This is a genomic window from Psychrobacter sp. T6-4 (assembly GCF_052258425.1).
Taxonomy (GTDB): Bacteria; Pseudomonadota; Gammaproteobacteria; order Pseudomonadales; family Moraxellaceae; genus Psychrobacter.
This window is the reverse complement of the sequence record NZ_JBQQEZ010000006.1, coordinates 111554-135396: the sequence shown is the minus strand read 5'-3', so window position 1 is coordinate 135396 and position 23843 is coordinate 111554. Positions and strand designations below refer to the sequence as shown.

The 23843-nt window shown below is 45.2% G+C and carries 19 protein-coding genes; 12 read left to right on the top strand and 7 right to left on the bottom strand.

Translation table 11 applies throughout. The features are described 5' to 3' along the window. The first annotated feature begins 308 nt into the window (after positions 1-308). Complete coding sequence (locus tag ACTXGE_RS06040; RefSeq protein ID WP_443542408.1) at positions 309-1232, top strand: DUF808 domain-containing protein; 924 nt, start codon at positions 309-311, stop codon at positions 1230-1232. Between the two features lie 96 nt (positions 1233-1328). Here ACTXGE_RS06040 and ACTXGE_RS06035 read toward each other — a convergent pair whose 3' ends face one another. Continuing rightward, positions 1329-5288: an Rne/Rng family ribonuclease gene (locus ACTXGE_RS06035; protein WP_443542410.1), complete on the bottom strand. Its 3960-nt coding sequence runs from the start codon at positions 5286-5288 to the stop codon at positions 1329-1331. 960 nt (positions 5289-6248) lie between these two features. Between ACTXGE_RS06035 and ACTXGE_RS06030 the strand changes: the two genes are divergently transcribed. Continuing rightward, positions 6249-7259, top strand: coding sequence for an RluA family pseudouridine synthase (locus ACTXGE_RS06030; RefSeq protein ID WP_443560288.1), 1011 nt, complete (start codon positions 6249-6251; stop codon positions 7257-7259). Between the two features lie 88 nt (positions 7260-7347). Continuing rightward, complete coding sequence (locus ACTXGE_RS06025; protein ID WP_435950188.1) at positions 7348-8040, top strand: HAD family hydrolase; 693 nt, start codon at positions 7348-7350, stop codon at positions 8038-8040. A gap of 122 nt (positions 8041-8162) precedes the next feature. Here the strand turns inward: ACTXGE_RS06025 and yihA are convergent, their stop codons facing one another. Continuing rightward, positions 8163-8915 carry a ribosome biogenesis GTP-binding protein YihA/YsxC gene (yihA, locus tag ACTXGE_RS06020; RefSeq protein WP_443542412.1) on the bottom strand — a complete coding sequence of 251 codons (753 nt, stop codon included), beginning with the start codon at positions 8913-8915 and terminating at the stop codon, positions 8163-8165. Between the two features lie 229 nt (positions 8916-9144). On the opposite strand from yihA, the gene ACTXGE_RS06015 reads away from it, so the two are divergent. From ACTXGE_RS06015 to ACTXGE_RS06000, 4 genes are all read left to right on the top strand, one after another. Next, on the top strand, positions 9145-9492 hold the full coding sequence (locus tag ACTXGE_RS06015; protein ID WP_435950190.1) for a c-type cytochrome: 348 nt from the start codon (positions 9145-9147) through the stop codon (positions 9490-9492). Positions 9493-9831: 339 nt separating this feature from the next. Further along, positions 9832-10500: a c-type cytochrome gene (locus tag ACTXGE_RS06010; protein ID WP_317200743.1), complete on the top strand. Its 669-nt coding sequence runs from the start codon at positions 9832-9834 to the stop codon at positions 10498-10500. 109 nt (positions 10501-10609) lie between these two features. Then, the gene (locus ACTXGE_RS06005) at positions 10610-11755 is read left to right on the top strand and encodes a hypothetical protein (RefSeq protein WP_443542515.1); all 1146 of its coding nucleotides are present in this window, start codon (positions 10610-10612) and stop codon (positions 11753-11755) included. Next, positions 11674-12075, top strand: coding sequence for an RnfH family protein (locus ACTXGE_RS06000; RefSeq protein WP_443542414.1), 402 nt, complete (start codon positions 11674-11676; stop codon positions 12073-12075). Before ACTXGE_RS06005 ends, ACTXGE_RS06000 begins: the two co-directional genes overlap by 82 nt. 31 nt (positions 12076-12106) lie before the next feature. Here the strand turns inward: ACTXGE_RS06000 and ACTXGE_RS05995 are convergent, their stop codons facing one another. After that, positions 12107-12529: an outer membrane protein assembly factor BamE gene (locus ACTXGE_RS05995; RefSeq protein ID WP_317200746.1), complete on the bottom strand. Its 423-nt coding sequence runs from the start codon at positions 12527-12529 to the stop codon at positions 12107-12109. Positions 12530-12829: 300 nt separating this feature from the next. On the opposite strand from ACTXGE_RS05995, the gene fur reads away from it, so the two are divergent. After that, the gene (gene fur / locus ACTXGE_RS05990) at positions 12830-13261 is read left to right on the top strand and encodes a ferric iron uptake transcriptional regulator (RefSeq protein ID WP_317200747.1); all 432 of its coding nucleotides are present in this window, start codon (positions 12830-12832) and stop codon (positions 13259-13261) included. Between the two features lie 133 nt (positions 13262-13394). Here the strand turns inward: fur and ACTXGE_RS05985 are convergent, their stop codons facing one another. Continuing rightward, on the bottom strand, positions 13395-14516 hold the full coding sequence (locus ACTXGE_RS05985; RefSeq protein WP_317200748.1) for a PilT/PilU family type 4a pilus ATPase: 1122 nt from the start codon (positions 14514-14516) through the stop codon (positions 13395-13397). Positions 14517-14572: 56 nt separating this feature from the next. After that, complete coding sequence (locus tag ACTXGE_RS05980) at positions 14573-15610, bottom strand: type IV pilus twitching motility protein PilT (protein WP_443542517.1); 1038 nt, start codon at positions 15608-15610, stop codon at positions 14573-14575. Positions 15611-15880: 270 nt separating this feature from the next. Here ACTXGE_RS05980 and ACTXGE_RS05975 point away from each other — a divergent pair, with 270 nt between their 5' ends. Beyond that, a complete protein-coding gene (locus tag ACTXGE_RS05975; protein ID WP_435950193.1) occupies positions 15881-16618 on the top strand; it encodes a YggS family pyridoxal phosphate-dependent enzyme in 738 nt (245 codons plus the stop codon). A 25-nt stretch (positions 16619-16643) separates the two neighbouring features. Here ACTXGE_RS05975 and paeA read toward each other — a convergent pair whose 3' ends face one another. Together paeA and ACTXGE_RS05965 are read right to left on the bottom strand one after the other, a co-directional pair. Next, positions 16644-17915 (bottom strand): polyamine export protein PaeA, encoded by a 1272-nt coding sequence (gene paeA / locus ACTXGE_RS05970; RefSeq protein WP_443542417.1) that lies wholly within the window; start codon positions 17913-17915, stop codon positions 16644-16646. A gap of 144 nt (positions 17916-18059) precedes the next feature. Then, positions 18060-19739, bottom strand: a complete 1680-nt coding sequence (locus tag ACTXGE_RS05965; protein ID WP_317200751.1) for an NAD+ synthase — start codon at positions 19737-19739, stop codon at positions 18060-18062. A gap of 682 nt (positions 19740-20421) precedes the next feature. Between ACTXGE_RS05965 and ACTXGE_RS05960 the strand changes: the two genes are divergently transcribed. From ACTXGE_RS05960 to epmA, 3 genes are read left to right on the top strand one after another with little or no spacing between them, the layout of a single operon-like run. Then, a complete protein-coding gene (locus tag ACTXGE_RS05960; RefSeq protein ID WP_317200774.1) occupies positions 20422-21573 on the top strand; it encodes an AI-2E family transporter in 1152 nt (383 codons plus the stop codon). A gap of 40 nt (positions 21574-21613) precedes the next feature. Continuing rightward, on the top strand, positions 21614-22741 hold the full coding sequence (locus ACTXGE_RS05955; RefSeq protein WP_435950195.1) for a 4-phosphoerythronate dehydrogenase: 1128 nt from the start codon (positions 21614-21616) through the stop codon (positions 22739-22741). Positions 22742-22780: 39 nt separating this feature from the next. Beyond that, a complete protein-coding gene (gene epmA / locus ACTXGE_RS05950) occupies positions 22781-23806 on the top strand; it encodes an EF-P lysine aminoacylase EpmA (protein ID WP_443542420.1) in 1026 nt (341 codons plus the stop codon). Positions 23807-23843 lie beyond the last annotated feature (37 nt).

The window sequence follows — 23843 nt, the reverse complement described above, 5'->3', positions numbered from 1 at the left end:
TTGCAAAAGACAGCGCTTGCAAAAAACAAAATAGAGGGAATATATTAGCATAGTTTAATCTATTGAAACTAAAGGCTATTGTATTTTGCCTGCAAGTATCGTACCCAGTGTCTCGCTTTAGTTACCGCTATTAGATACATTTATACTATGTCATATCGCTTTGTGCCTAGGTAATCTGTTGCAAACAGCGATGTGGTTGTAGTACAAAGGATTAAAAAGCACCATATCAGTAAAAGTGTATGTCGTGAGTGTTGCGCTGCTACAGCACTTTTAATTCTAATCTAACTCTCATATTTTAAGGAACGTCCATGGCAGGTGCCAGTTTACTAACTCTTCTCGATGATATTAGCGTGATATTAGATGATGTGTCAGTCATGACAAAGGTCGCTGCCAAAAAAACCGCTGGCGTATTGGGTGATGATCTGGCACTTAACGCAGAGCAGGTCAGCGGCGTCAAAGCAAACCGCGAGTTGCCAGTTATTTGGGCGGTGGCAAAAGGCTCCTTTATCAATAAGCTGATTTTGGTGCCTGCTGCCCTCTTAATCAGTGCTATTTATCCGCCTTTGGTGACCTTTTTGCTGATGTGTGGCGGTCTATTCTTGGTGTATGAAGGCGCTGAAAAAGTTATTCATAGGTTTTGGCCCCATGCCCTGCCGCATGATGAGGAGCACGAAGCACGGCTCGCTGCTAATGCGGATGAAACCGTTGATCTGGTCGCTTTTGAAAAACAAAAGATCAAAGGCGCTATACGTACAGATTTTATTTTGTCAGCTGAGATTATCGTCATCGCTTTGGGCTCTGCTGCTGGTGCCACGTTGTTGCAGCAAAGCTTGGTGCTGTCTATTCTCGCAGTTGCGATTACAATAGGTATCTATGGCCTAGTAGCTGGTATCGTCAAAATAGACGATGCAGGCTTGCACTTAATGGAGCAAGAGGGCACGTTCAAACAAAAACTTGGCAAAATTATGTTTGCCGCTGCACCAAAACTTATGAAGTTTTTGTCGATTGCAGGTACGCTAGCTATGTTCTTGGTTGGTGGTGGCATCTTAGTTCATGGTATTGATTTTCTGCATCATGGCGTAGAGGATTTGGCACACTTGACGGGTATATTTGAGAGCGTAACGACCGCATTATTAAATGGTGTTATCGGCTTTATCATCGGTGCTATCATTGTTGCTATCTTTACTATTATCGGTAAAATGCGCGGTGGTGATAAGTCGGCGGCTCATTAATTATTACCAGATTTTAGACGTTTTTTTATTTCTATAGAGCACAAAAAAGCCCCAAAACTCATATGAGCTTTGGGGCTTGGTTTTGTCAGTTAACGATTAGCTTGTGCTATCGTTGTCATCTGAGCGCTCCTCATTTGAGCCGTTAGCGTCCGCTTGTTCTGCCTGCGTTGGCTTCTTATGCTCTGTTTTTGGCTTACGCGTGCGTGCCTTTGGCACCTTTGGCGTCGTCAGATTAAACATGCCCGTTTGCGGCAATAATTGCTCTGCTACGTTTTCAATCATGTTTTTGTAGCTGGCGATGGTTGTCTTTGATTTACTCGCTTGCGCGTCATCGACAATGTCAGCCGCGTCACTAGAATCGGCTGCGTCTTGCGCCTCATCAGTCTCACTCTGATCTGCATCTGCTAGTAGTGCCTGCTCGCTATCTAAAGTCACGTCGTCTGCCTGTTCTTGACTACTAAGCGCACTCGCCGCAACCTCATCTGCCTCCACATTTTTCTCAGCTTCAGTCCGCTCAGCTTCCACTGAGTTTGATGACTCGCTATCAGTAGTGATATCTGCCTGGTAATCAGGGTGCTGACCGCGTGGATCATTACTGGCACGTTTACCGATAGCTTTAGGCGTTGCTTTCGTCTTGCCTTGGGCTGCTGCAAATTGACTGACAGCCTGAGTCATCGCCTCAAAACGCGCTAAGTAGTCAGCGCTCAAAGGCTCATAACCATAATTGCTAAAGTCAAAGTCAGCATCAATAGCTTCAGACTTGCTATCAGCACTTTGTTGTTCAGCACTTTGTTGTTCAGCACTTTGCTTGTCAGTTACGGGCTGTGCTTTGGCTTTATGTATCGCAATCGCTTCAATAAAGCAGTGGATGACGCCATCTTCAGCTAAACGCGACTCAGCTTTTGGTAGGAGCGCATGAATAAATCGACCAACCGTACCGCTGATAGTTGGCGTAGCAGCAGAGACCTCTGTGACTTGCATGTCTGCTGGTTTTGCAGACTTTGCTTGCAGGCGACGTACAACGCGCGGATCGTTGCCGGCTTGACCGAACTTATTGGCCGTAACATAACGCGCGGCAAAAAGATTCTCACGATCAAAATCAAGCGTGCTACTGGTTTTGTCTTCTTTAGTAGCATTATCGGACGTCTTTGACGCTTTTGTTGGGGCAGACGTCTCTAGCGTTTGAACTGCTTTGGGTGCTGCCTCTGTAGGTGCCGCTTTAGATGCTAACTCTTTAGCCTCTTGAGCGTTTGCATCCGACTTATTATCAGCGCGCTTGTCTGCCTGCTCGCTCGTTGTCTGCTCTTGTTGCGCCAAGCTTACCTGTACTGACTGACTCTCAGCATCATCAGCAACCTTGTTATCAGACTTGTGATCGTGCGTCGTATCCTCGCGATTCACCTCATCGATAGCCGCTTTTTCTTTGACTTGGCTATCATCAGCTTCTTTAGCTGTAGTCGATTCCTCTGTCGTCTTTGACTTACTATCATCTAAGGATAAATGAACGACCTCTGGCGTCTTTAACTTAACAGGTGACTCATTGATCTGCAAAGTTACCTCATTTGGGTCTTGATGGTCACTTTTACTGCGCGCCTGACCAGATGTTTTACTCTCAGATCTTTGAGTTTGCTGGGCCGCGTCAGCGCTTAGCGTTTCACCGCGTTCAAGATTACCACGTGAGCCGCGCTGGCTGTGCGACTTGCGTTTGCTGCGCGTTTGCTCATCAGAGTTATCCTCTTTTTGTTCTGCATTTGAGCGCTCGTTTTGGTTTTGACGAGTGCTAGCGCTTTGACGGCTGTTGCGATTGCTGCCACGACGATTGTCTTGACGCTTGGTTTGAGTATTGTCGTCATGAGCGCTGTCAGCTTGATTGCTGTTACTGTCATTATCGCTTGTGTCATCACGCGAGTCTTTTCTTTGGCGTGGTTTTGATGATCTTGACTTGCGCGTTTTGCGGCGGCGTCTATCATCACTGCTCTCATCATCGCGGTCACTGTCAGAGCGACGCGCTTGCTGAGATTTATGATTATTATCAGTCTGAGATTCAGGCGCCTCTTTGCTATTTAGAGCCTCGTTGTCAACTTGACCAAAAGCGCCCCGACTTTGCGCGCCTGTGTTAACGATGGCTTCGATCGCTTCGGCTGCATCGCGGCTACTGACACTACGCGTAGTCTGTGCTTGCGGCGCTTGTGAGAACAGGTTTGATAACCAAGCAACGGCTTGCGGCTGGGCGGCTACGGCGACATTGCTTGCTTGTTCAGTTGGCGCTACTTGAGCACTAGCTTGATGGTTTGCTACTGGCGTGTGGTTGCTTTTGCCGCGATGATCATTGCTACGCTGGGCGGCGCTATCTTGAGTCGCACTTTGATTATTGATGCGCTGATTTGCTGATCCACCTGAGGGTTGGCGTACTTGCTCATTAGTCGGCGTGGTTGGCTTTTGCGCACTTGAAGCGCTTGATGATGCTCGCGGCTGGCGAGTAGGCTGCTGCTCTGGACGCGCTGAATCAGCGGTCTGCCAATCAACATCGTAGCCCAAATCATTGTGCTCTTGCTGCTGCGTATCAGTGATGCGCTCATAGCTTGAGGGCGCAAAACCGTCGCGGTTAAAGTGCAATTTAAAGTTTGGCGACTCAAGGTGGGCATGCGGCAAAATCGTAATGCGCGTACCGCTATCTTGCTCAAGATAGACTAAGCTATCGCGCTTCTCGTTGAGCAAAAAGGCGGCGATATCTGTTGGCACTTCAGCTTGTACTTCGCCTTGACGCTCTTTTAGGGCGATTTGCTCAATTTGGCGCATAATAGAGAGCGATAATGAACGCAAGTCACGAATCATACCATTGCCATGACAGCGCGGGCAGATATAACCTGTTGATTCCTCTAGCGAGGGGCGCAAGCGCTGGCGGCTCATCTCCATCAAACCGAACTTGGAGATCTCCCCAAACTGAACACGGGCGCGATCGTATTTGGTCGCATCAATCAGACGTTTTTCGACCTCTTTTTGGTTCTTGTTGTCATTCATATCGATAAAATCAATGACAATAAGGCCACCCATATCGCGCAGGCGCAATTGACGAGCAATCTCATCAGCGGCTTCTAGGTTGGTATGAAAAGCGGTTTCAGAGACATCAGCACCTTTGGTCGACTTAGCTGAGTTGATATCGATAGAGACCAAAGCTTCGGTTTGATCGATAACAATAGAGCCACCAGAGGGCAGACGTACTTCGCGCTGATAGGCGGTTTCAATTTGTTTTTCGATATTAAAGCGTGAGAACATCGGCTCATAATCGGTATATTTGCGCAGTTTCTCCGCCTGTTTAGGCATAACCGCATCAATAAAACCCGCCGCTTCAATGTAAGCGTTTTCGTTATCGATCCAAATCTCAGTGATATCATCACGCAGATAATCACGCACCGCACGCGTGACGACGCCTGCTTCTTGATGTACCAAGCGCGGGGAGGGATACTTCTGATTTTGTTCTTGAATGGCTTGCCAGATATTGAGCAGATGGTTCAAATCATGTTGCAGATCTTCTTGCGTCTTGCCGATACCTGCCGTGCGTATAATAACGCTCATGCCTTTTGGCAAATCAAGATTGCTGAGCATACGCTTCATATCTTCACGAAGCTTTCCTGAGATTTGACGAGAGATACCGCCGCCACGTGGATTGTTCGGCATCAGTACCAAGTAGCGACCAGCAAGTGATACGTAAGTCGATAGCGCAGCGCCTTTATTACCGCGCTCTTCTTTTTCCACTTGTACGATCAGCTCATCGCCTTCTTTGATGAGTTTTTTGATGTTTTCATCACGTGGATTACCGCTTAAATACTCGCTTGAGATTTCACGAATCGGCAAAAATCCTTGACGCTGTGAGCCGTATTCGACAAACACAGCTTCTAGTGACGGCTCAACGCGAGTCACATGACCTTTATAGATGTTAGATTTTTTTTGTTCGCGGGTACGGTTTTCTAGATCAAAATCATACAGATGATTGCCTTTACATAGGGCAACACGAATCTCTTCGTTTTGAGTGGCGTTGATTAAAATGCGTTTCATATTTATATCCTATGAGGACGCACAGTAACGACAATATACAGATAAGCTCAGTGGCAAGTGCGATTAATTATCGCGATGATAGACGTTAGATTGTAGAGCAGTAAAACCTATTGGGTAATTACGCTGGTCTTAAAATGCAGACCTAAGCGGAGCACAACGTTATTGATTGGCGCTTTATACAGAGATTATAAAGTGTGAGTCTATAATTTGTCTGTCTGTTATACCGCCTGTAGGGGCTATAAATATCTCGCTCATTTGAGCGCTATAATCAGTTGGGCATAACAGCTGATAATTTTTTGCATGTGTTGTTAGCAAATGCAGTACATACTGGTTGTCAATCAATATGTCGGTAATAAAACATAATAGCGCTACTTGATACTTTTAATACTAAGGATCATTAAGTAGTGCTGTTAAAGGAGTTATCAGGAAGTACCAGTAATAAAAATCAATAGTTTTAGTTGTTCTGTCGCGCTAAGGGTCGTAAATATTTGAGACTCAGCGTTAACTTCTATAGGGTTATCTATTATTCTTACGAATAAAATATCCATCAAAGGCAGTTGGGCGACTCTCTATAGCTTTGCTATTATCAGCGGGGCGTACTTGGCAAACAAAATAAAAGTCTTTGAGACTAAGCTTGGGTTTAAAACTAAGCTTGGGATAGGAGGGTTGTCACTATCTACTATCAAATATGTTTGACCGCCAATACGTAGGCAGCTAAAGGGTAATCGCTTATCTGCTTAAACTTGCTCAACTGCGCCGCTTAATTGATCAAATATCAAAGGCTTGTAAGGCCATAAAATATATCAAAGTGTCGTTATGCGCGCGTTAAGTAAAAAAAGGGTGTCACGGTTGTCTTTTAAAAGCGGATGAGACGCGTAACGTTACCGTAATTAGCGCTCAACATGCTAAACTATAACAAATCTTTGTGTAAACACCTAACTAAAAATGACAAATCAAGTAATGACAGACAACGACACCCTTCATAAAGCCCCTGCTATCTTCAATAGCAAAACTCGCCCGCAAAGCGCAGATGATGAGATTGGCAACTTTGAAAAAGTAAATTATCTTGAGGTGACGCGTCATCAGCACGATCAGCGTTTGGATAATTTTTTGTTAAACCGTCTCAAAGGTCTACCCAAATCGCATATCTATAAAATGATTCGCTCCGATGAGATTCGTGTCAATAACAAGCGCTGCAAGGCGCATGATAGATTACAGCGTGAGGACGTGGTACGTATCGCTCCTGTACAGCTCGCGACCCGCGAGAAGCCTATTATCAGTACCGAATTTGCCAATAGCTTGCTGGCACGTGTGGTGTATGAAGATGAGGGTCTGATTGTACTGAACAAGCCCTCAGGCATTGCAGTTCACGGCGGTAGCGGACTCAACTTTGGCGTTATTGAGGCCATGCGCGAGGTTACGGGCAAAAAATATTTAGAGCTGATCCATCGTATCGACAAAGATACCTCAGGTCTGCTGATGATTTCCAAAAAACGCTCAACGCTTAAAACCTTGCAGCAGCATTTGGTGGACAAAACCATTCAAAAGCATTATTTGTGCCTAGCAAAAGGTCAGCCTGCGATGAGTGAGCAGCGTATTGATGCGCCATTGCTGCGCTATACGGTGGCAAGTGGCGAGCGCCGCGTCAAGGTCGACGCGCAAGATGAGCTAGCCAAAGAAAGTCAAACGGACATCAACGTTCACGCGCGCTTTACCCTGAACAATCAGCCAGTAAGCTTAATAGAAGCTAAGCCGCTGACTGGACGCACGCACCAGATCCGTGTGCACCTAGCGCATATCGGTCATGCGATCTTGGGCGATGATAAATACAACGTCCATGACAAATCAGGCGTACACCGTCTGTGCTTGCATGCTTGGCGCTTGGACATTCCAGGCTATAAAACTATCACTGCGCCGCTTCCTGAAGAGATGCTTGCTTTGGTACCTGATAACCAGACATTACCACAATAATCAGGCGAGCAAGACGACTCACACCAAAATCAATAATGGCTTGCTCACTATACGGACAAGCCATTTTTATAGGCTATAAAGGGTAGTTATGAATAACGCTACAACGCAGACTGCACCGCTATCAGTAGCCAATCACCCCTCAGACAAATCTTTGATAATCTTTGATTGGGATGGCACTTTGATGGACTCAATAGGGCTTATCGTTACCTCTATGCATGTTGCAGGAGAGGCGCACGGATTTGATACCACAGATGACGCTGTAAAGGATATCATCGGTTTAAGCTTAACTAAGGGTATTGAAATCTTATACCCGCAAGCAACTGATACGCAAAAACAATCTATTGAGCACCGTTACGCTGAGTACTATATCGCCAACAGCCATAAAACGCCGCTCTTTGCGCCTATAGAGGCTATGCTAAAAACATTGTGCCAGCGCGGCAAAACGCTTGCTGTAGCAACAGGCAAAAAACGTCAAGGGCTTGATAGGGTGCTAAATGCGTCAAACAGTCAGCACTACTTTGCGATTACGCGCGGCGCGGACGAGTCAGGATCTAAACCTGATCCACAAATGCTTAACGATATTTTGATGCATACCCAGCAGCAGGTAGCTGATGCGGTGTTTATCGGTGATAGTATCCATGATATCCAAATGGCTAATGCGCTTGGCATGATGAGTATTGCGGTCAACTACGGTGCCGCATCCAGCGACACTCTTGCTGAGCAAAATCCAACCTATCAAGTTGACTCACCGCAGGCATTGGTTGCGCTTTTATACGGATAACCTTATCAACTAAAAAATCTTAACCAAAAAAGGGGTTATCGTTAATAGCGATAACCCCTTTTTATTATCTACATGATGAACTATAGTTTTACTTGGCATATAGTTTTACTTGGCACATAGTTTTACTTGGTATCTGGCTGTTGTTCAATCGTGCCTCCACTATCCAAGAGCGCTGTATCATCAGCTTTGGTAGGGTATTCAAGGACATTATTCTTGCCTAGCTTGTACTCATACCAGTGTCCCATTACCCCTGCTAATTCATCAAGGCCTTCTTTTCTAAGGGCGGAGAACAGCTGAATAGTACAATCAAGCCCCAGCTCTTTTAGCCTTTTGCGAGTATTGAGTAAGGCGTTTTTAGAAGCGCCGTATTTAAATTTATCCGCCTTAGTGAGTAAAATGTGTACTGGCAACTCGCCGTCTTTGGCCCAGTGCAGCATCTGCTCATCAAAGAACTTGAGCGGGTGGCGAATATCACTCATCAACACCAAGCCTGCCAAACTAGAGCGCGATACTAAGTACTCCTCAAGCTCTACTTGCCACTCTTTTTTCATCTCAAGCGGCACCGCAGCATAGCCATAGCCTGGCAAATCAACCAGACGGGTATGCGTATCACCAATACTAAAAAAATTAATCATCTGCGTGCGTCCAGGTGTTTTAGACGAGCGTGCCAGCTGCCGCTGATTGGTCAAGGCATTGATCGCTGATGATTTACCGGCGTTTGAGCGCCCAGCAAAAGCCACTTCAAAGCCCTCATCAGGAGGGCAAAGACGAAAGGTAGGCGCTGAGGTCATAAACTCAGTTTGCTGAATACGCTGGCGAGATTTGGTATTGAATGCTGCATTTTCGGCAGCGACATCGTTGAACGGGGTACTCATAAGTGACTCGTTACTCTAAAAATAAAATTTGGGTTATCTGAGTTTAAACACCAGATAAATTATAAGTGCAGCATAACATTAAACTAGATAATGCCTTCAAAATTATTTTGGGTAGGGTAATAAGTCCATTTGAGATTTACCAAAGCCAAACTTGATAAACCTACTTAAAGTCGACATATATGGTTACAATGATAGTTGAGAGATTATAGAGCAATAAAGGAGGTGTTCCATGTATGCATTCACCACACTTTTAATCAAATCACTAACCCGACTCAAACGCGTGTTCATAGGTAGTAGTGCTATCGTCATACTTAGTTTGAGCGCAGCAACAACGGTTCAAGCTGCTGATGTAGAGGCTATCTACAACGACTCGTGCGCGGCGTGTCATGATAGTGGCGCCCTAAGAGCTATCAAAAAAGGCGATAGTGCTAAATGGCAAAAACTCATACAGCAAAAGGGTATGCCCGCTCTGATTGATTCGGTAAAGAACGGCATGATTCAGATGCCAGCTGGCGGATTGTGCGAGACCTGTAGCGACGAGGATTACAGGCAATTAATAGAACATATGGCTAAATAATATTATCACGACTTAAAAGTCATGTAATCTGCGAAGTAGGTGGCGCAAGATCGTCGTTGTTATAGAGTCAATAATTTGTCATAAAATCAATCGGCACAAAAACCATATGGTGCTAGGATTAAGTAGGCAAATACTACAAAGTCTTGCTATAATATTTATAAATAAACCCTGATATCAGTAAGTCATCTGAAATAGTATAGAACTAAGACTTTAGCATAGCCATGTTGCGACATAAAAGTTGTCGCTGATAACGATTAAGTACAGTTTGATCCGCCGAATGTCTAAAAGTTACTTACTATCTCATATTAGTCTTATGCCGAGCCAGTAGGATTGTTATCAATGAAAAAGTTAATTGCTGCCGCCAGCTTATGTGTTGCAAGTTTTAGCGCTCACAGTGCCATTATCGTTCCTGAGCATGACATTAATGCTGGTAAACAAATCGCTGAGACCGTATGCGCGGCCTGTCATGGTGTCGATGGCGTCAGTCCGATCCCATCACAGCCTAACCTTGGCGGTCAAAATGTCAAATACCTCTATAAGCAACTCGTCAACTTTAAGTCAGGTTATCGCGTTAATGGCATTATGCAATCACAGGTCGCTAACTTATCGCAGCAAGATATGGCAAACGTTGCCGCATACTATGCTAATCAAGCGCCGTGGAGCGTAGGCTTTGGCAATCCTGCAACGCACCAAGAGGCGACTAAGCTATATCTAGGCGGCGCTAAATCACGTAACGTGATTGGCTGTGCTGGTTGTCATGGTCCTGATGCCGCTGGCAACGCATGGGCGGCGTTTCCACGTCTGGGCGGACAGCATGCCGAATACATCTCAACGCAGCTCAAACTATTCCGCGCTGCAGGCCGTGAAGATGAGGTCGATGGTGATGCTCAGATGCGTTACAATGATGCGGCCAAAGAAGGCGAAAAAGGCATGATGCAAACGGTCGCTTCAAGATTATCCGATCGTGATATTCGTATCTTGTCAGATTATATTAGCGCCGTTCACTAATATCTTTGGTGCCCAAGTTTTAAAATCTTTATGTTAAATTATAAAGCCCCGTTATCGGGGTTTTTTTATCATTATAAACCTACTCTTATCTGCTATTTTGGTTGAGATTATCATGATTCGCTACGCTTCTTACTTTATCGCCGCGCTTTTGCCCTTATTGCTCTTTCGTTGGTTTGCGCCTAGCGCTATTGGTGAAATTGACTTTTGGCTATTGTGGCTACTGGCTATGGTATTAGTATCCTTGCCTGTGGTCTACGCTGAGATTGCCTTAGCTTATCGCAGTATCGATGCGCCAATAGCAGGCATGCAAAAACTAACGCGTGAAGCTGATGCCAGTCCATTTTGGCGCAGCTTTGGTTGGCTTGCTGCACTCGTCTCTATTGTGATTGCTGCACTGGTCATTTCAGGAGCAGCTGAGGGTATTATCACAGGGCTGATGGCGCTCGATAGTGACCCTGCTATTCCAAGCTTTGCTATTGCCGCAGGTTTGATGGTGATAGCGGTACTATTGAGCTTACTCGGGGTAGCGCCATTACCTATCGGTCTTGGGCTTATGATACTTGGCTTGATACTTGGCGTAGCTAATGGTTTGCCGCAGATTGAGTTTGCGATGACAGGTATTAGCTTGAGCGAATGGGGACGCGCGGTGGCGTTAGCACTGGTCAGCGTAGGTGCAGGTACTGGCCTATATTGGTTCGGTCAAAATCTGGCGGCTCGGCAAATAGGGAGCGCGGTGGCAGCTTCAAATAGCGCTGCCTCAAATCGCCCTGCGATTCATCGGGCGACCAAGAGTCATAGAGCAAGTAAGCTGGTACTACCGATATGGATACTACAGCTCGTCGTTGGCGTGATAGCTTTGTTTATAAGCGGGCTTAGCTTACCGCCGATCGGTCAATTACTATATTGGACTGGGGTTATTTTTGTGGCCAGTTACCTGTTGCATTACGCCGCTGGGCAGTTAAGTCACAAGTTTGGTGTGATGGTTAGTTTAATTGTTACTCTGGTTTTAGGGCTATTGCTAGTGGTACTAATACCTGCAAGTTGGTTGGTTGGGCTACTGGTTATCATTAGCACGGTAGCGGTTTTGCTATTGTCTATATTTGCAGGCTGGCAGATGAAGATCAGTCATCTACGCAAATCACTTAACTTTGCTAATGAAGGGTTTTATAATCTATGGCGCGTGGCGATACGCCTCATCGTCCCTTTAGCACTGGTGCTGGCTTTGATAGGGTGGGTATTGCAGTGGCTGAGCTGATAGCTAATCCTATAACGGTGTACTTAGCTTATGCAGAAAAGCCGCAGCGCCAGCACTACACAACGCTTGTGGTTGAAGAGGGGACAACACTGTATGAGGCACTCATGCAAGCAGGATGGCTGGCGAGATTTGCCTCTTTGGCGTCTTGGTGCGAGCAAGCTGTAGACATAAAAGTGCCAACGGCTAAGCGCTGGCATGTGGGTATCTATGCACAAAAACAGCCGCTTAATTACCGCTTGCAGCCCTTTGATCGTATCGAGGTGTATCGTAGTTTGAGCGCTGATCCAATGTCTCAGCGCAAAAACAAATCACGTCATTAAACGTAGAGTAATGACAACGTTACACTATGAATTATGATGCTGGAAGGGTCTCTATACCTTCAATACGCGTAACAATACCGCGCTCATCAAAGTATACAATCAGATGCTGACTGGCGTTTTTGACATCAGCGATTCCCTTACGCTCGCCCTCAGTACCCGCCTTGTAATCATAGATGTAGTCCCAGCGGTTAGGCGCTAGGGTATCTCTGATGGCAGGGCTACCCAACACATAGAGCACCTGGTTTTGGTTCATACCGACTTTAAGCTTTTGCGCTTGTACTTGAGTGACAGGCGTCCCTTGCGGCAAATCTATTTTGTATACACTAAGCAAAGAGCAGCCAGACATTGCAACTGCTGCGCTCAACATGCCAATAGTAGCCGCTCTACGTAACAGGCTTTGCGGACGATAAAACAAACGAGTGGTCAATGACTGTATCATGATAAGATGACTCATTAAAAAATGGATTAGGCGCGGTAGTGTTAAGTACTGCCAAAAATATATATTATCGACAATAAGTACTATCAATGATAAGTACTGCTATCAACAATAAGTACTACCGACAATCTTGGACAAATGATACGTCATTTAGAACCTATTGCCTACCATTTACCACATTATTTACCAAACCTACTCTAAGATGATAAACTGTTTTTATCGTAAATTCAGGGACTTGCGCTTTGGTACTTAATAAGCCCAAATTAAGAATAAAGGCGTCCAATCAGTTGCTAAAATCTGACCGTTAAAAGGAATATTATGTCTTTAACTAATCAAGATCTACGTAAAGCGGGACTAAAAGTAACCTTGCCTCGTATCAAAATATTGGAGCTGCTTGAGAGCGCTGAGATGCATCATATGAGCGCAGAAGAGGTATACAAGGCACTCATTGGACAAGGTGAAGATGTAGGCCTTGCAACCGTTTACCGCGTGTTGACTCAGTTTGAGCAAGCAGGCATCGTTGAGCGGCATAACTTTGAAAATAATCTATCAGTGTTTGAGATTACCCAAGAAGAGCATCATGACCACTTGGTCTGTGATGGCTGCGGTAAGATCATTGAGTTTCATAATGAAATTATCGAAGAAGAGCAGCTCAAGGTAGCCAAAGAGCATGGCTTTAAGCTCTCAGGTCACTCGCTAGTGCTGTACGGTATCTGCAATAATAAAGAGTGCCAAGACAATGCTAGATAATAGGCGTTAAAATAAATTTTGATTATAACGTAAAAAACAGCGTTCAAGATGAGGGCTGTTTTTTTGAGGGTTAATTATATAAGCACTACAAGAGTAGGTATGTCAAAGAAGAGGATACTAAAATTAAAGGGCTCTAATTGATAACCAGTGATAGCCCGTCAGAATCTTCATCAACTTTTTCGCCGCGGTTTTTGCCGCTGAGTTTGATTTTTAGGCGCAGATCATTGGCGGAGTCCGCATGCATAATCGCATCTTCGTAAGTGATTTCGCCTTCTTCGTATAAATCAAGTAGCGCCTGATCAAAGGTTTGCATATTGCTGTCACGCGAGCGCGTCATAACTTCTTTAATCTCGTGAATATCACCTTTACGAATACAGCTACTGATTAGTTTTGAGTTCAATAAAATCTCTACCGCAGCGCGGCAGCCCTCACCATCAGGGGTCGGTATCAGTTGCTGGGCGACGATGGCTTGTAAGTTTAGCGAGAGATCCATAAGCAGTTGACTGTGGCGCTCGGACTCAAAAAAGTGAATGATACGATCAATCGCTTGGTTGGCGTTATTGGCATGTAAGGTTGCAAATACCAAATGACCTGTTTCGGCATATTGAATAGCGTAGCTCATAACCTCAGGATTACGAATCTCACCAATCAAGATAACATCGGGCGCCTGACGCAAGGTGTTTTTGAGGCCCGCTTCAAAGGACAAGGTATCGATACCGACCTCGCGCTGAGTGATGATACAGCCGCGGTGCTCATGAATAAACTCGATAGGGTCTTCGATAGTGATGATATGACCATGAGAGTGCTGATTACGGTGACCGATCATGGCAGCTAAGGTAGAGGATTTGCCCGTTCCTGTGGCACCGACCAATAGGATAATTCCGCGTTTTTTCATCGCCAGCTCTTTTAGCGAGGGCGGTAAACACAGCTCTTCAACCGTTGGAATCTTGTTTTCGATCTTACGCAGGATCATACCTGCCATATCACGCTGAACAAAGGCACTAACCCGAAAACGGGCCTGCTGCGCTTTATCGGTAATGGCGAACTGACACTCGTTAGTCGTCTCAAACTCTTTAACTTGACTGGGTGTCATCACGCTTTTGACCCAAGCCATAGATTGCTCAGCGCTAAGCGGCGTTTTGCCAATCGCTAATATCTGACCATTGACTTTCATAGAAGGCGGAACATCAGCGGTGATAAAAAGGTCAGAGCCGTTTTTTTTGACCATCAGTTGTAATAATTTATCAAAATCCATAGTGATCTATCCTTGTCCTTAAGCTTGTCATGTCATGCTGATTTAAATGTGTTGTATTAAATAAATGCTTCTGGTTGCTTGGCGTAAGGACGAGCAACGTCTTTACTTATAACGCCTTGCGCTACTAGGTTTTTGAGGGTTTGATCTAAAGTGATCATACCGTCGCCAGCTCCCGTCTGAATAGAGGAGTACATCTGTGCAATTTTGTTTTCGCGAATCAAGTTACGAATAGCGGGCGTGCCAAGCATAATCTCGTGAGCGGCAATACGTCCGCCGGTTTGACGACGTAGCAGGGTTTGTGAGATAACCGCTTGTAGCGACTCTGATAGCATCGCGCGAATCATGTCTTTTTCGGCGGCAGGGAAGACGTCGATGACGCGGTCAATGGTTTTGGCCGCAGAGCTTGTGTGCAAAGTGCCAAAGACTAAATGCCCCGTTTCAGCAGCGGTAAGCGCTAAGCGTATGGTCTCAAGGTCTCGCAGCTCACCGACGAGAATAATATCAGGATCCTCACGTAGTGCTGAGCGCAGCGCAGGCTCAAAGCCTAAAGTATCTCTATGCACTTCGCGCTGATTGATCAGGCTTTTTTTGGACTCATGTACAAACTCAATAGGATCCTCAATCGTTAAAATATGCTCTTTGCGGCTCTCGTTGATATAATCGATCATAGCGGCAAGGGTCGTTGATTTACCTGAACCCGTAGGGCCTGTCACCAAGACCACGCCGCGTTTAAAGTCAGAGACGCGCTTGAACACCTCACCCATACCTAAGTCCTCCATCGTCAATACTTTGGAGGGAATAGTACGAAATACGGCACCTGCGCCGCGATTTTGATTAAAGGCGTTGACCCGAAACCGTGCTAAATCTGGAATCTCAAAAGAAAAGTCGGTCTCAAAAAACTCCTCAAAATCAGCGCGCTGCTTATCGTTCATAATGTCGTAGATGAGCTGATGTACCACTTGATGCGTCATCACAGGCATATTGATACGGGTCATCTCACCATCGACGCGGATCATCGCGGGCATACCAGCTGATATGTGTAAATCTGATGCATTGTGTTTGACTGCAAAACGCAATAAATCTTCAATATTCAAGGTGTTCTTTTCAGCCATAATTGGGTATTCCTATCGGTAAGGACAAATCAGTAGCACCTAGCCAGTCGTTAAAAGTCATCAGTAAAGACCAACCATGCAAAGCTGACAAGCATTTGATTGTTAAGTGGTTGAGATAACAATATCATAACCACTCAACTAATATTTAATTTAAGAGCAAAATATATGCCATATTAAGACAAAATTTAAAAATAATGCCATTATAGGTAAAGAGAATAGACTGACCATCGCAAACGAATAAATGAGAGAGTTATGAGCAATAATTACAATGATAAAAGTGAGCATGTTGTAGAGCTCGGCTTTGATAGCGAAGCTTTGGTTGAGCGCTGGGGACAAACGCTTGAGCAAGTTAAAGGTGCCTGCAAGTTAGCAAACAAGAACAACGTCACTTTACTTGCGGTCTCAAAGACTAAGCCTGCGCCAATGATTGCCACTTTAGCTGAGCAAGGACAGCGCCATTTTGGTGAAAATTACTTGCAAGAGGCGCTTGAAAAAATAGAAGTGCTAAAAAATGAGTCCAAAACGAGTGACATCGTTTGGCATTATATTGGTAGCATTCAGCGCAATAAGACGCGAGATATCGCTGAAAATTTTGATTGGGTACAGACGCTTGAGCGTGACATTATTGCCAAGCGCTTAAATGAGCAGCGCCCTGAGAATATGGGCGCACTCAACGTTTTGATTCAGATAAATATTGATAACGAAGACAGTAAGTCAGGATGTTTGCCAAGCGAGCTACCAGAGTTAGTAACCGCGATAAAGAACTATGAGCAGTTATGTCTGCGCGGCCTGATGATTATCCCGTCCAAAACAGATACCGATGCTTTTAAGCGTACTAAAACATTATTTAATGAGATTAAGGAGGCGCATCCAGAGCTCATCGCTTGGGATACTTTGAGTATGGGGATGAGTGGCGATATGGCGGAGGCGATTGCAAGCGGCTCGACTATGGTACGTGTGGGTACAGCGATCTTTGGCGCACGCGATTAGCTCAAAAGGCTTTTAAACTCACTTATCAGCTGTCGTCAAGTTTGGTAACCAGTAGCTGATTGATCTTAAGATTATCGGTTGCCAGAATCTCAAACCGATACTGCGCGTATTCGATAGTATCTGTCTTCTTTGGAATTTTGCGCAGCATATAGGTCATAAAGCCGCTGATGGTTTCATAATTTTGACTAAAGGGCAGGTTGACGATACCCAAAGCACGTATCACATCCTCGATTGGCGTCATACCGTCCACCAGCCAAGAGTTTTCGGTACGTTGTACAATAAGCTGCTCCTCTAACGTCACAAGCTCGCCCATCACAATGCTCATCACATCCTTTAAGGTGATGACGCCCACAACCATCGCATACTCATTAACAATAACCGCAAAGTCAGCGCCGTTTGACTTAAATGTCTCTAACACCTCAAACAGTGACAGCGTATCTGGGATAAAGAGCGCCGGTTTTAACAATGCCTTGTCAGTTAACTCCACTTTGCGCTGCTCAAGCACTGAGGCCAAAAAGGTGCGCGATTCAACGTAGCCAATGATATGTTCCAAATCATCATTGCGACAGACCAAAAACTTATTGTGTGGCTGCTCTATCATGACCGAGACAGCTTGCTCAGTTGTGGTATCGCTATTGAAGTAGACGATGTGCTCGCGCGGATTCATCACTGAGGTTACCGTGCGCTCTTGCATCTCAAAAATGTTCTCAATTAGATGGTGTTCTTGTTTTTTGAGAACGCCGGCCTCAGCACCAGCATCCATGACCGCGTAGATATCCTCTGGTGTCATGTCGTCGCGGCGTACTGTTGAGATGCCAATGAGTTTAAAGACTAAATTGGCCGCGCCATCAAATACCCAAATCAGCGGCTTTAGAATAAAGATCAAAAAGATCATCGGTCTAACTAGTCTGATAGCGATATGCTCAGAGTTCGACATCGCCAAACGCCTTGGCATCAAGTCTGCAAATAGGATAAAGATACTAGTGACGAGTACAAATGATACGATAGACGCCAAGGTTTCATGACCCAATAGTATTTGCAAATAAGAGCTGATCGCTGACTCGCCAATAGCACCAGCCAAAATGGCGACAGCGTTGAGCACGACTTGGACCACGGTGATAAAGCTACCAGAGTGCTCTTGCATATTGAGCACATCAAGCGCGCGTACCTCGCCCTCTTTTGCCATGACTTGCAGCTTAATTTTGCGTGCTGAGGCAATCGCCATCTCAGAGCTTGAAACAAGCGCGGCTAATATAATAAGTAAAAGAATAAAGACACTAGCGCTTAACAAGCTCATGAGAGACTCAAATAAAATGATGATAACAAGGTGAAGTGTGACGTTAAAATTAGCCACTAAAAAAGCTGGGTAAGCACCCAGCTAATCATAAAGTATTAGGGCGTGTTTGATTGTTCAACGCGCCCCAGAATAAAGCGTTATAAGTTAGCCTTTTATCGACCACTTATTGACTAAAGGATAGCGGCGCTCACGACCAAAAGCTTTGTGACTGATTTTGGTGCCAAGCGGTGCCTGCGCGCGTTTGTATTCGCTACGATCCACCAGAGAAATCACGCGGGCAGCGACGTCAGCATCATAGCCTTTATCGATAATGTCTTGATAGCCCATATCCTCATCGATATACATCGTCAAGATACCATCTAATACGTCATAATCAGGCAAGCTATCTTGATCTTTTTGATCAGGGCGCAGCTCAGCTGATGGCGGGCGAGTAATCACGCGCTCGGGAATAACGGGCGTATCCTCTAAGCGGTTGCGATAATTTGCCAAATCGTACACTTGCGTTTTGTAGACGTCTTTTAGCACATCAAAGCCGCCTGCCATATCACCATATAAGGTGGAATAGCCTACCGCCAGCTCAGACTTATTGCCTGTGGTAATAACCAAATGACCAAATTTATTGGACAAAGCCATGAGTACTACGCCGCGCGCGCGGGCTTGGATGTTCTCTTCGGTCGTATCAGCTGGTGATTTGTTGAATAAAGGCGCTAGCGTATGGCGAATGCCTTCGACCGCATCGAAGATAGGGCAGACGGTGTAGGACACATTAAGGCGGCGCGCTTGTGCTTGGGCATCCTCTAGGCTGATTTGCGAGGTGTACTCGTACGGCATCATCACCGCGTACACCTTGTCAGCGCCCAAAGCATCAACCGCGATACAAAGCGTCAATGCCGAATCAATACCGCCTGATAAACCGACGATGATACCTGAGAATCCTGATAGATTGACATAATCACGCAGACCGACAACTAGGGCCTGATACATCTCAGACTCGCGGCTTAGCGATAACGGCGCTTTGTTTTGGGTATTAAAGGAGTTGCTCTTGATATCTAAAGTTGCGAGCAATAGCTGATTCATAAAGCGCGGGGCCTCATGAGCGATATTACCATCGGCTTGCATAATAACAGAGCCGCCATCAAATACCAAGTCATCTTGCCCGCCGACGGCATTGACATAGACGATAGGTAGATTATGCTCGCGGCTGCGTTTAGCTAGCATATCTTTACGCTGGTCTTGTTTGCTGATCTCAAACGGTGAGGCGTTTAAGCTTACGATAAGATCTGCGCCTTGTTTTTTGAGATCGGCAATCGGGCCTTTTTCCCACAAGTCTTCGCAGATAAGCAGACCGATAGTGATACCTTTGTAATCAAACAAAACTTGATTGCGGCCTTTATCGAAGTAACGACGCTCATCAAAAACGCCATAATTGGGCAGTACTTGTTTGTGGTAAAAGCCTTTTTGATGACCATTATGCAAGATAGCAGCAGAGTTAAAGGTGCCGTGATGATCGACATGAGGGTAGCCGACGATCATGACGATATCGTCGATATCACTTAGGCTGGATAAGGCGCTTTTGATGCGACCAGACAAGCTTGGACGTAGTAACAAGTCCTGCGGCGGATAGCCTAATAATGCTAGCTCTGGAAAGACAATGACGTCGGCACCTTGCTCGCGGGCTTGTAGTGCTAAAGTGCGCATTTTTTGAGCATTGGCGGTGATATCACCGACCAAAAACTGCGCTTGTGCTAATGCAAAGGTTACTGTATTCGCTGACTTATGACTATTATTGGTTGAAGGGTTGGGGTTATCAGTGTCTTTTGACATTGTTATTGTTCCTATTTATGTTTATATATACAAAATTATTATTGGGCTAAATATATAAGTTCAAATATTGAACTCATAAGCGATAAGACGCTGGCGTTTTCTATAATAAAAGCTCTATTATTGGCTTTTTCTACATTTAGCGTTATAGGCGCTTAAGATATCTGTCATTATTTTATGTTTAGCAGCTGCCGCTTAAATATAAAGCACCGCTTAAACCAAAGCAAAAAAATCCTTTTTCGCTTACTAATGATCAAGACTAAAAGTATCTAGATCTGACAGACAACCGCTCTAGTATAACATCAATTAGAAGCGCTCATAGAACGCACCAGTGATTTAGCAGCGACGTCAGCTGAGTCAAGTGCTATGATAAAAGCGCTCATAAAGACAAATGTACTCAATGAAGCTGCGACTCACTTGAGCCTTTCATTTGAGCCTTAGACGCACAGTTGTAAGTAAAAGTTACAACACAGTATTATATATTCGTTATATTCTAATGCATAATGATAACTATTGACTGATGCGGTTTTTGACTTAAGCCGATGTCAAACTTATCTGATACCAACAGTCTTATATCGTCATCAAATACAGCTTATAGCTTTTGCCTATAAGCTGTATTTGTATAGTTACTATTTTATAGCAAGTTTACAGCAAAACTTTGCTAACTGATTTTGGTCACATTGCCATGATTGAACACTGGACAAAAGAGTTTATTATTCAGCGCTTACTTGCGATCACTTTGCTGGTTGTGCTGTTTATCTTATGCTTTCAGGTGGTACAGTTCTTTATCGTGCCTGCGTTGTGGGCGGCGATTTTGGCTTATGTGACTTTCCCTGTTTATCAGTTTTTTAACGAAAAAGTACGTTTTAGCTCTGGCGTTAGTGCTGGGGTGATGACGGTTAGTATTACACTTATCATAGGTATTCCTCTTGTTTTTGGTCTGTTTATATTGCAGCAAGAGGCTATAAGTTTAATTAGCAACATCATTTATCGCATTAGAGCAGGTTACTTAGATGTGCCTGAATCTATCAAGGATTTACCGATTATAGGTCAACAGATCAAAGACATGCTGTGGCGCATTAACAAAAATCCAGAGGGTGCGCTTGAGGCTTTTCGAGTCTGGGCGCAGTCGCATCTGTATTATGGCAAAATCGCTCTTGATGTGATGCTCAGCAGTCTTGCCAAATTGGGTATGGCACTGATGACGCTGTTTTTCTTTTACCGTGATGGTACCAACTTAATTCGTCAAATTCGTCAAGCGCTGCGCAATATCATTGGCAATCGTATCGACGGCTATATCGACTCGGTAGGGACAACCACGCGCGCTGTGGTATATGGCATTGGTCTAACGGCGCTCGCGCAAGCTTTGCTAGCTGGCGTTGGTTATTATTTCGCTAGTGCGCCAAGTCCTATTTTATTGACGATAGTGACTTTTATTATTGCGCTCATTCCCTTTGGCACGCCCTTTGTTTGGGGCGGAGTATCGATTTGGCTACTCAGTCAAGGTTATACCGCTGAAGGCATTGGTTTAGCGCTTTGGGGTACTTTGGTCATCAGCTGGGTAGATAATTTGATTCGTCCTATTGTCATTAGTGGCGCGACCAAGATACCCTTTATTATTATCTTTATTGGGGTGCTCGGCGGCTTGACGGCTTTTGGCTTTGTCGGTCTATTTATCGGACCTGTGGTACTTGCGATCGGTCTTGCCGTCTGGCGTGAATGGATATCTAATCATAAAAATGAAGTGTTCGCGCCCAAAAAAGTACCACTAGACGATGATGAACCGCTTGTATCTGCCGACAAAACAGCGGTGAGTGAAAGCAATAAACCGATTTGATGCTGACAGCACAATACTTTAATAACGACATACTAATTCTATGAATAATTCTATTACTATCGTTGCTGATAGCAACATTGCCAGTCTCAATGAGTTTTTTACCGCTGCCAATTTAGGTCAAGAGAGCGATCAGATCACTATCGTGACTGTAGCAGGGCGTGATATTACAGCGCAATTGCTAGAGCAGCTACAGCCTCAAGTGCTGCTCATACGCTCAGTGACTCAAGTCAATAAAGCACTACTTAAAGATAACAGTAGCGTCCATTTTGTCGGCTCAGCCACTATCGGCACCGATCATGTCGACCAGCACTATTTAAAATCGCGCAATATCACCTTTTCCAATGCAGCGGGATGTAGCAAGCATTCAGTCGCGCAATATGTGCTGACGGCTATTTTGACGCTACGTCCGCAGTATTGGTCACAGTCTATCAAGGCAATGAAGCCTATGACGCTTGGCATCATCGGACTGGGTAATATCGGTAGTACACTAGCGCAGTACGCAACTGACCTGGGCTGGCAAGTACTCGGGTATGATCCGCTATTACCGGTATCAACGGTCAACAATGCAAGCTTTGAGCAGGTATTAAGTCAAAGCGATGTGATAAGTTTGCATGTGCCGTTGACGTATAGACATAACGCTGACAACGTTGCTGACCATAGTAGTGATTATCCAACGCTTCATCTTATCGATAGTGCTGCTTTGGCAAAAATCCCAGCAGATACGCTACTTATCAATAGTGCGCGCGGGCCTGTTATCGATGAAGCGGCGCTCGTAGCGGATATCGAACGTACAGGTAGACAAATGGTGCTCGATGTGTTTGAGCATGAGCCGCAAGTGTCTGAGAGTCTATTATCTAAGCTCGCTATCGCCACTCCGCATATCGCAGGGTATACCCTAGAGGGTAAGCTGCGCGGTACACAAATGATTTATGATGCGCTCTGCGACAAGCTAGGAGTGCTACCTACGCAATCGATGAATAAGCTGCTGCCCGTTAATATGTTCTTGTGGTCTGAGCTCAAAGACAATCCTAATCTTTTAGGCAAGTTTTATGATATTAAGCAAGACGATAGCGCGTTAAGAGAAAAGGCTACCGATGGGCGAGTAGAGGGAGCTGACTTTGACAAGCTCAGACGCGATTATCATTTGCGCCGTGAATGGCAGGCTTGATATGAGTCAACTTATAATAGTTCATTACAGAAAATACTTATGACCTCACCTAACCATAGGCTTGATGCATCTAGCTATGCACCAACGATGACGCTAGCAATGGCACAAAAGCGCGCGCAAATGCTCGCTGATATCAGGCAGTTTTTTGCTATGCGTCAGGTATTAGAAGTACAGACGCCGCTATTATCGCAAGCGGGCAACACGGATACCTTTTTGCAATCGGTAGGTGCTGGGGTAACCTATCAAGATCAGCTGCGCACTTATTATTTGCATACCTCGCCTGAATTTGCGATGAAGCGTCTGCTTGCCAGCTGGCGCGTACCTATTTATCAGATATGCACGGTCTTTCGCGATAATGAGATCGGTTCGCGGCACAACATAGAATTCACCATGCTTGAATGGTATCAGCCGAATTATACTTTGGCTGATTTGGCTGATGAGCTTGGGCAGATGTTAGAGGTGCTCTATGGTTATCCTGTAGTGATGAATCACTATCGTTATGTCGATGCGTTTATGGACTTTGTGGGTATTCATCCACTGACGGCTAGTATCTCGGCGCTACAAGCCGTAGCTGAGGACAAGGGTCTGAGTGTATCTGGTCTTGAAGGTGATGGCGACAGCTCACAGCAAAGTGAGGATAATATCCGCCAAGGGTGGCTAGATTTGCTCTTTAGCCACGCCGTCGAGCCAAACTTGGGTTATGAGTTGCCAACGTTAATTGTTGAGTATCCACCAGCAACAGCGGCACTAGCCAAAACCGCTCTCGATAAAGACGGCAATCAGATTGCCAAACGTTTTGAGCTGTATATTAACGGTATCGAGATTGCCAATGCTTATGATGAATTGGCTGACGGACAGGCATTAAGAGCACGTTTTGAGCAAGACAATCAATTGCGCCGTCATCATAACCTGCCACTAATGCCTATCGATGAGCGCCTACTCGCTGCTTGTGATAAGCTGCCGACTTGTAGCGGGATTGCGCTTGGGGTCGATCGTTTACTAATGGTATTAGCAGGCGCAGCTCAACTATCAGACGTCATTAGTTTTCCAAGCGACCAAGCTTAAGCATTGAGTCAGTGTTTTATGAGCATAAAAAAGCGGA

Coding starts and splice junctions, on each gene's coding strand:
- ACTXGE_RS06040 (WP_443542408.1), top strand. CDS start 309: ATGGCAGGTGCCAGTTTACTAACTCTTCTCGATGATATTAGCGTGATA.
- ACTXGE_RS06035 (WP_443542410.1), bottom strand. CDS start 5,288: ATGAAACGCATTTTAATCAACGCCACTCAAAACGAAGAGATTCGTGTT.
- ACTXGE_RS06030 (WP_443560288.1), top strand. CDS start 6,249: ATGACAGACAACGACACCCTTCATAAAGCCCCTGCTATCTTCAATAGC.
- ACTXGE_RS06025 (WP_435950188.1), top strand. CDS start 7,348: ATGAATAACGCTACAACGCAGACTGCACCGCTATCAGTAGCCAATCAC.
- yihA (WP_443542412.1), bottom strand. CDS start 8,915: ATGAGTACCCCGTTCAACGATGTCGCTGCCGAAAATGCAGCATTCAAT.
- ACTXGE_RS06015 (WP_435950190.1), top strand. CDS start 9,145: ATGTATGCATTCACCACACTTTTAATCAAATCACTAACCCGACTCAAA.
- ACTXGE_RS06010 (WP_317200743.1), top strand. CDS start 9,832: ATGAAAAAGTTAATTGCTGCCGCCAGCTTATGTGTTGCAAGTTTTAGC.
- ACTXGE_RS06000 (WP_443542414.1), top strand. CDS start 11,674: ATGGCGCGTGGCGATACGCCTCATCGTCCCTTTAGCACTGGTGCTGGC.
- ACTXGE_RS05995 (WP_317200746.1), bottom strand. CDS start 12,529: ATGAGTCATCTTATCATGATACAGTCATTGACCACTCGTTTGTTTTAT.
- fur (WP_317200747.1), top strand. CDS start 12,830: ATGTCTTTAACTAATCAAGATCTACGTAAAGCGGGACTAAAAGTAACC.
- ACTXGE_RS05985 (WP_317200748.1), bottom strand. CDS start 14,516: ATGGATTTTGATAAATTATTACAACTGATGGTCAAAAAAAACGGCTCT.
- ACTXGE_RS05975 (WP_435950193.1), top strand. CDS start 15,881: ATGAGCAATAATTACAATGATAAAAGTGAGCATGTTGTAGAGCTCGGC.
- paeA (WP_443542417.1), bottom strand. CDS start 17,915: ATGAGCTTGTTAAGCGCTAGTGTCTTTATTCTTTTACTTATTATATTA.
- ACTXGE_RS05965 (WP_317200751.1), bottom strand. CDS start 19,739: ATGTCAAAAGACACTGATAACCCCAACCCTTCAACCAATAATAGTCAT.
- ACTXGE_RS05960 (WP_317200774.1), top strand. CDS start 20,422: ATGATTGAACACTGGACAAAAGAGTTTATTATTCAGCGCTTACTTGCG.
- ACTXGE_RS05955 (WP_435950195.1), top strand. CDS start 21,614: ATGAATAATTCTATTACTATCGTTGCTGATAGCAACATTGCCAGTCTC.
- epmA (WP_443542420.1), top strand. CDS start 22,781: ATGACCTCACCTAACCATAGGCTTGATGCATCTAGCTATGCACCAACG.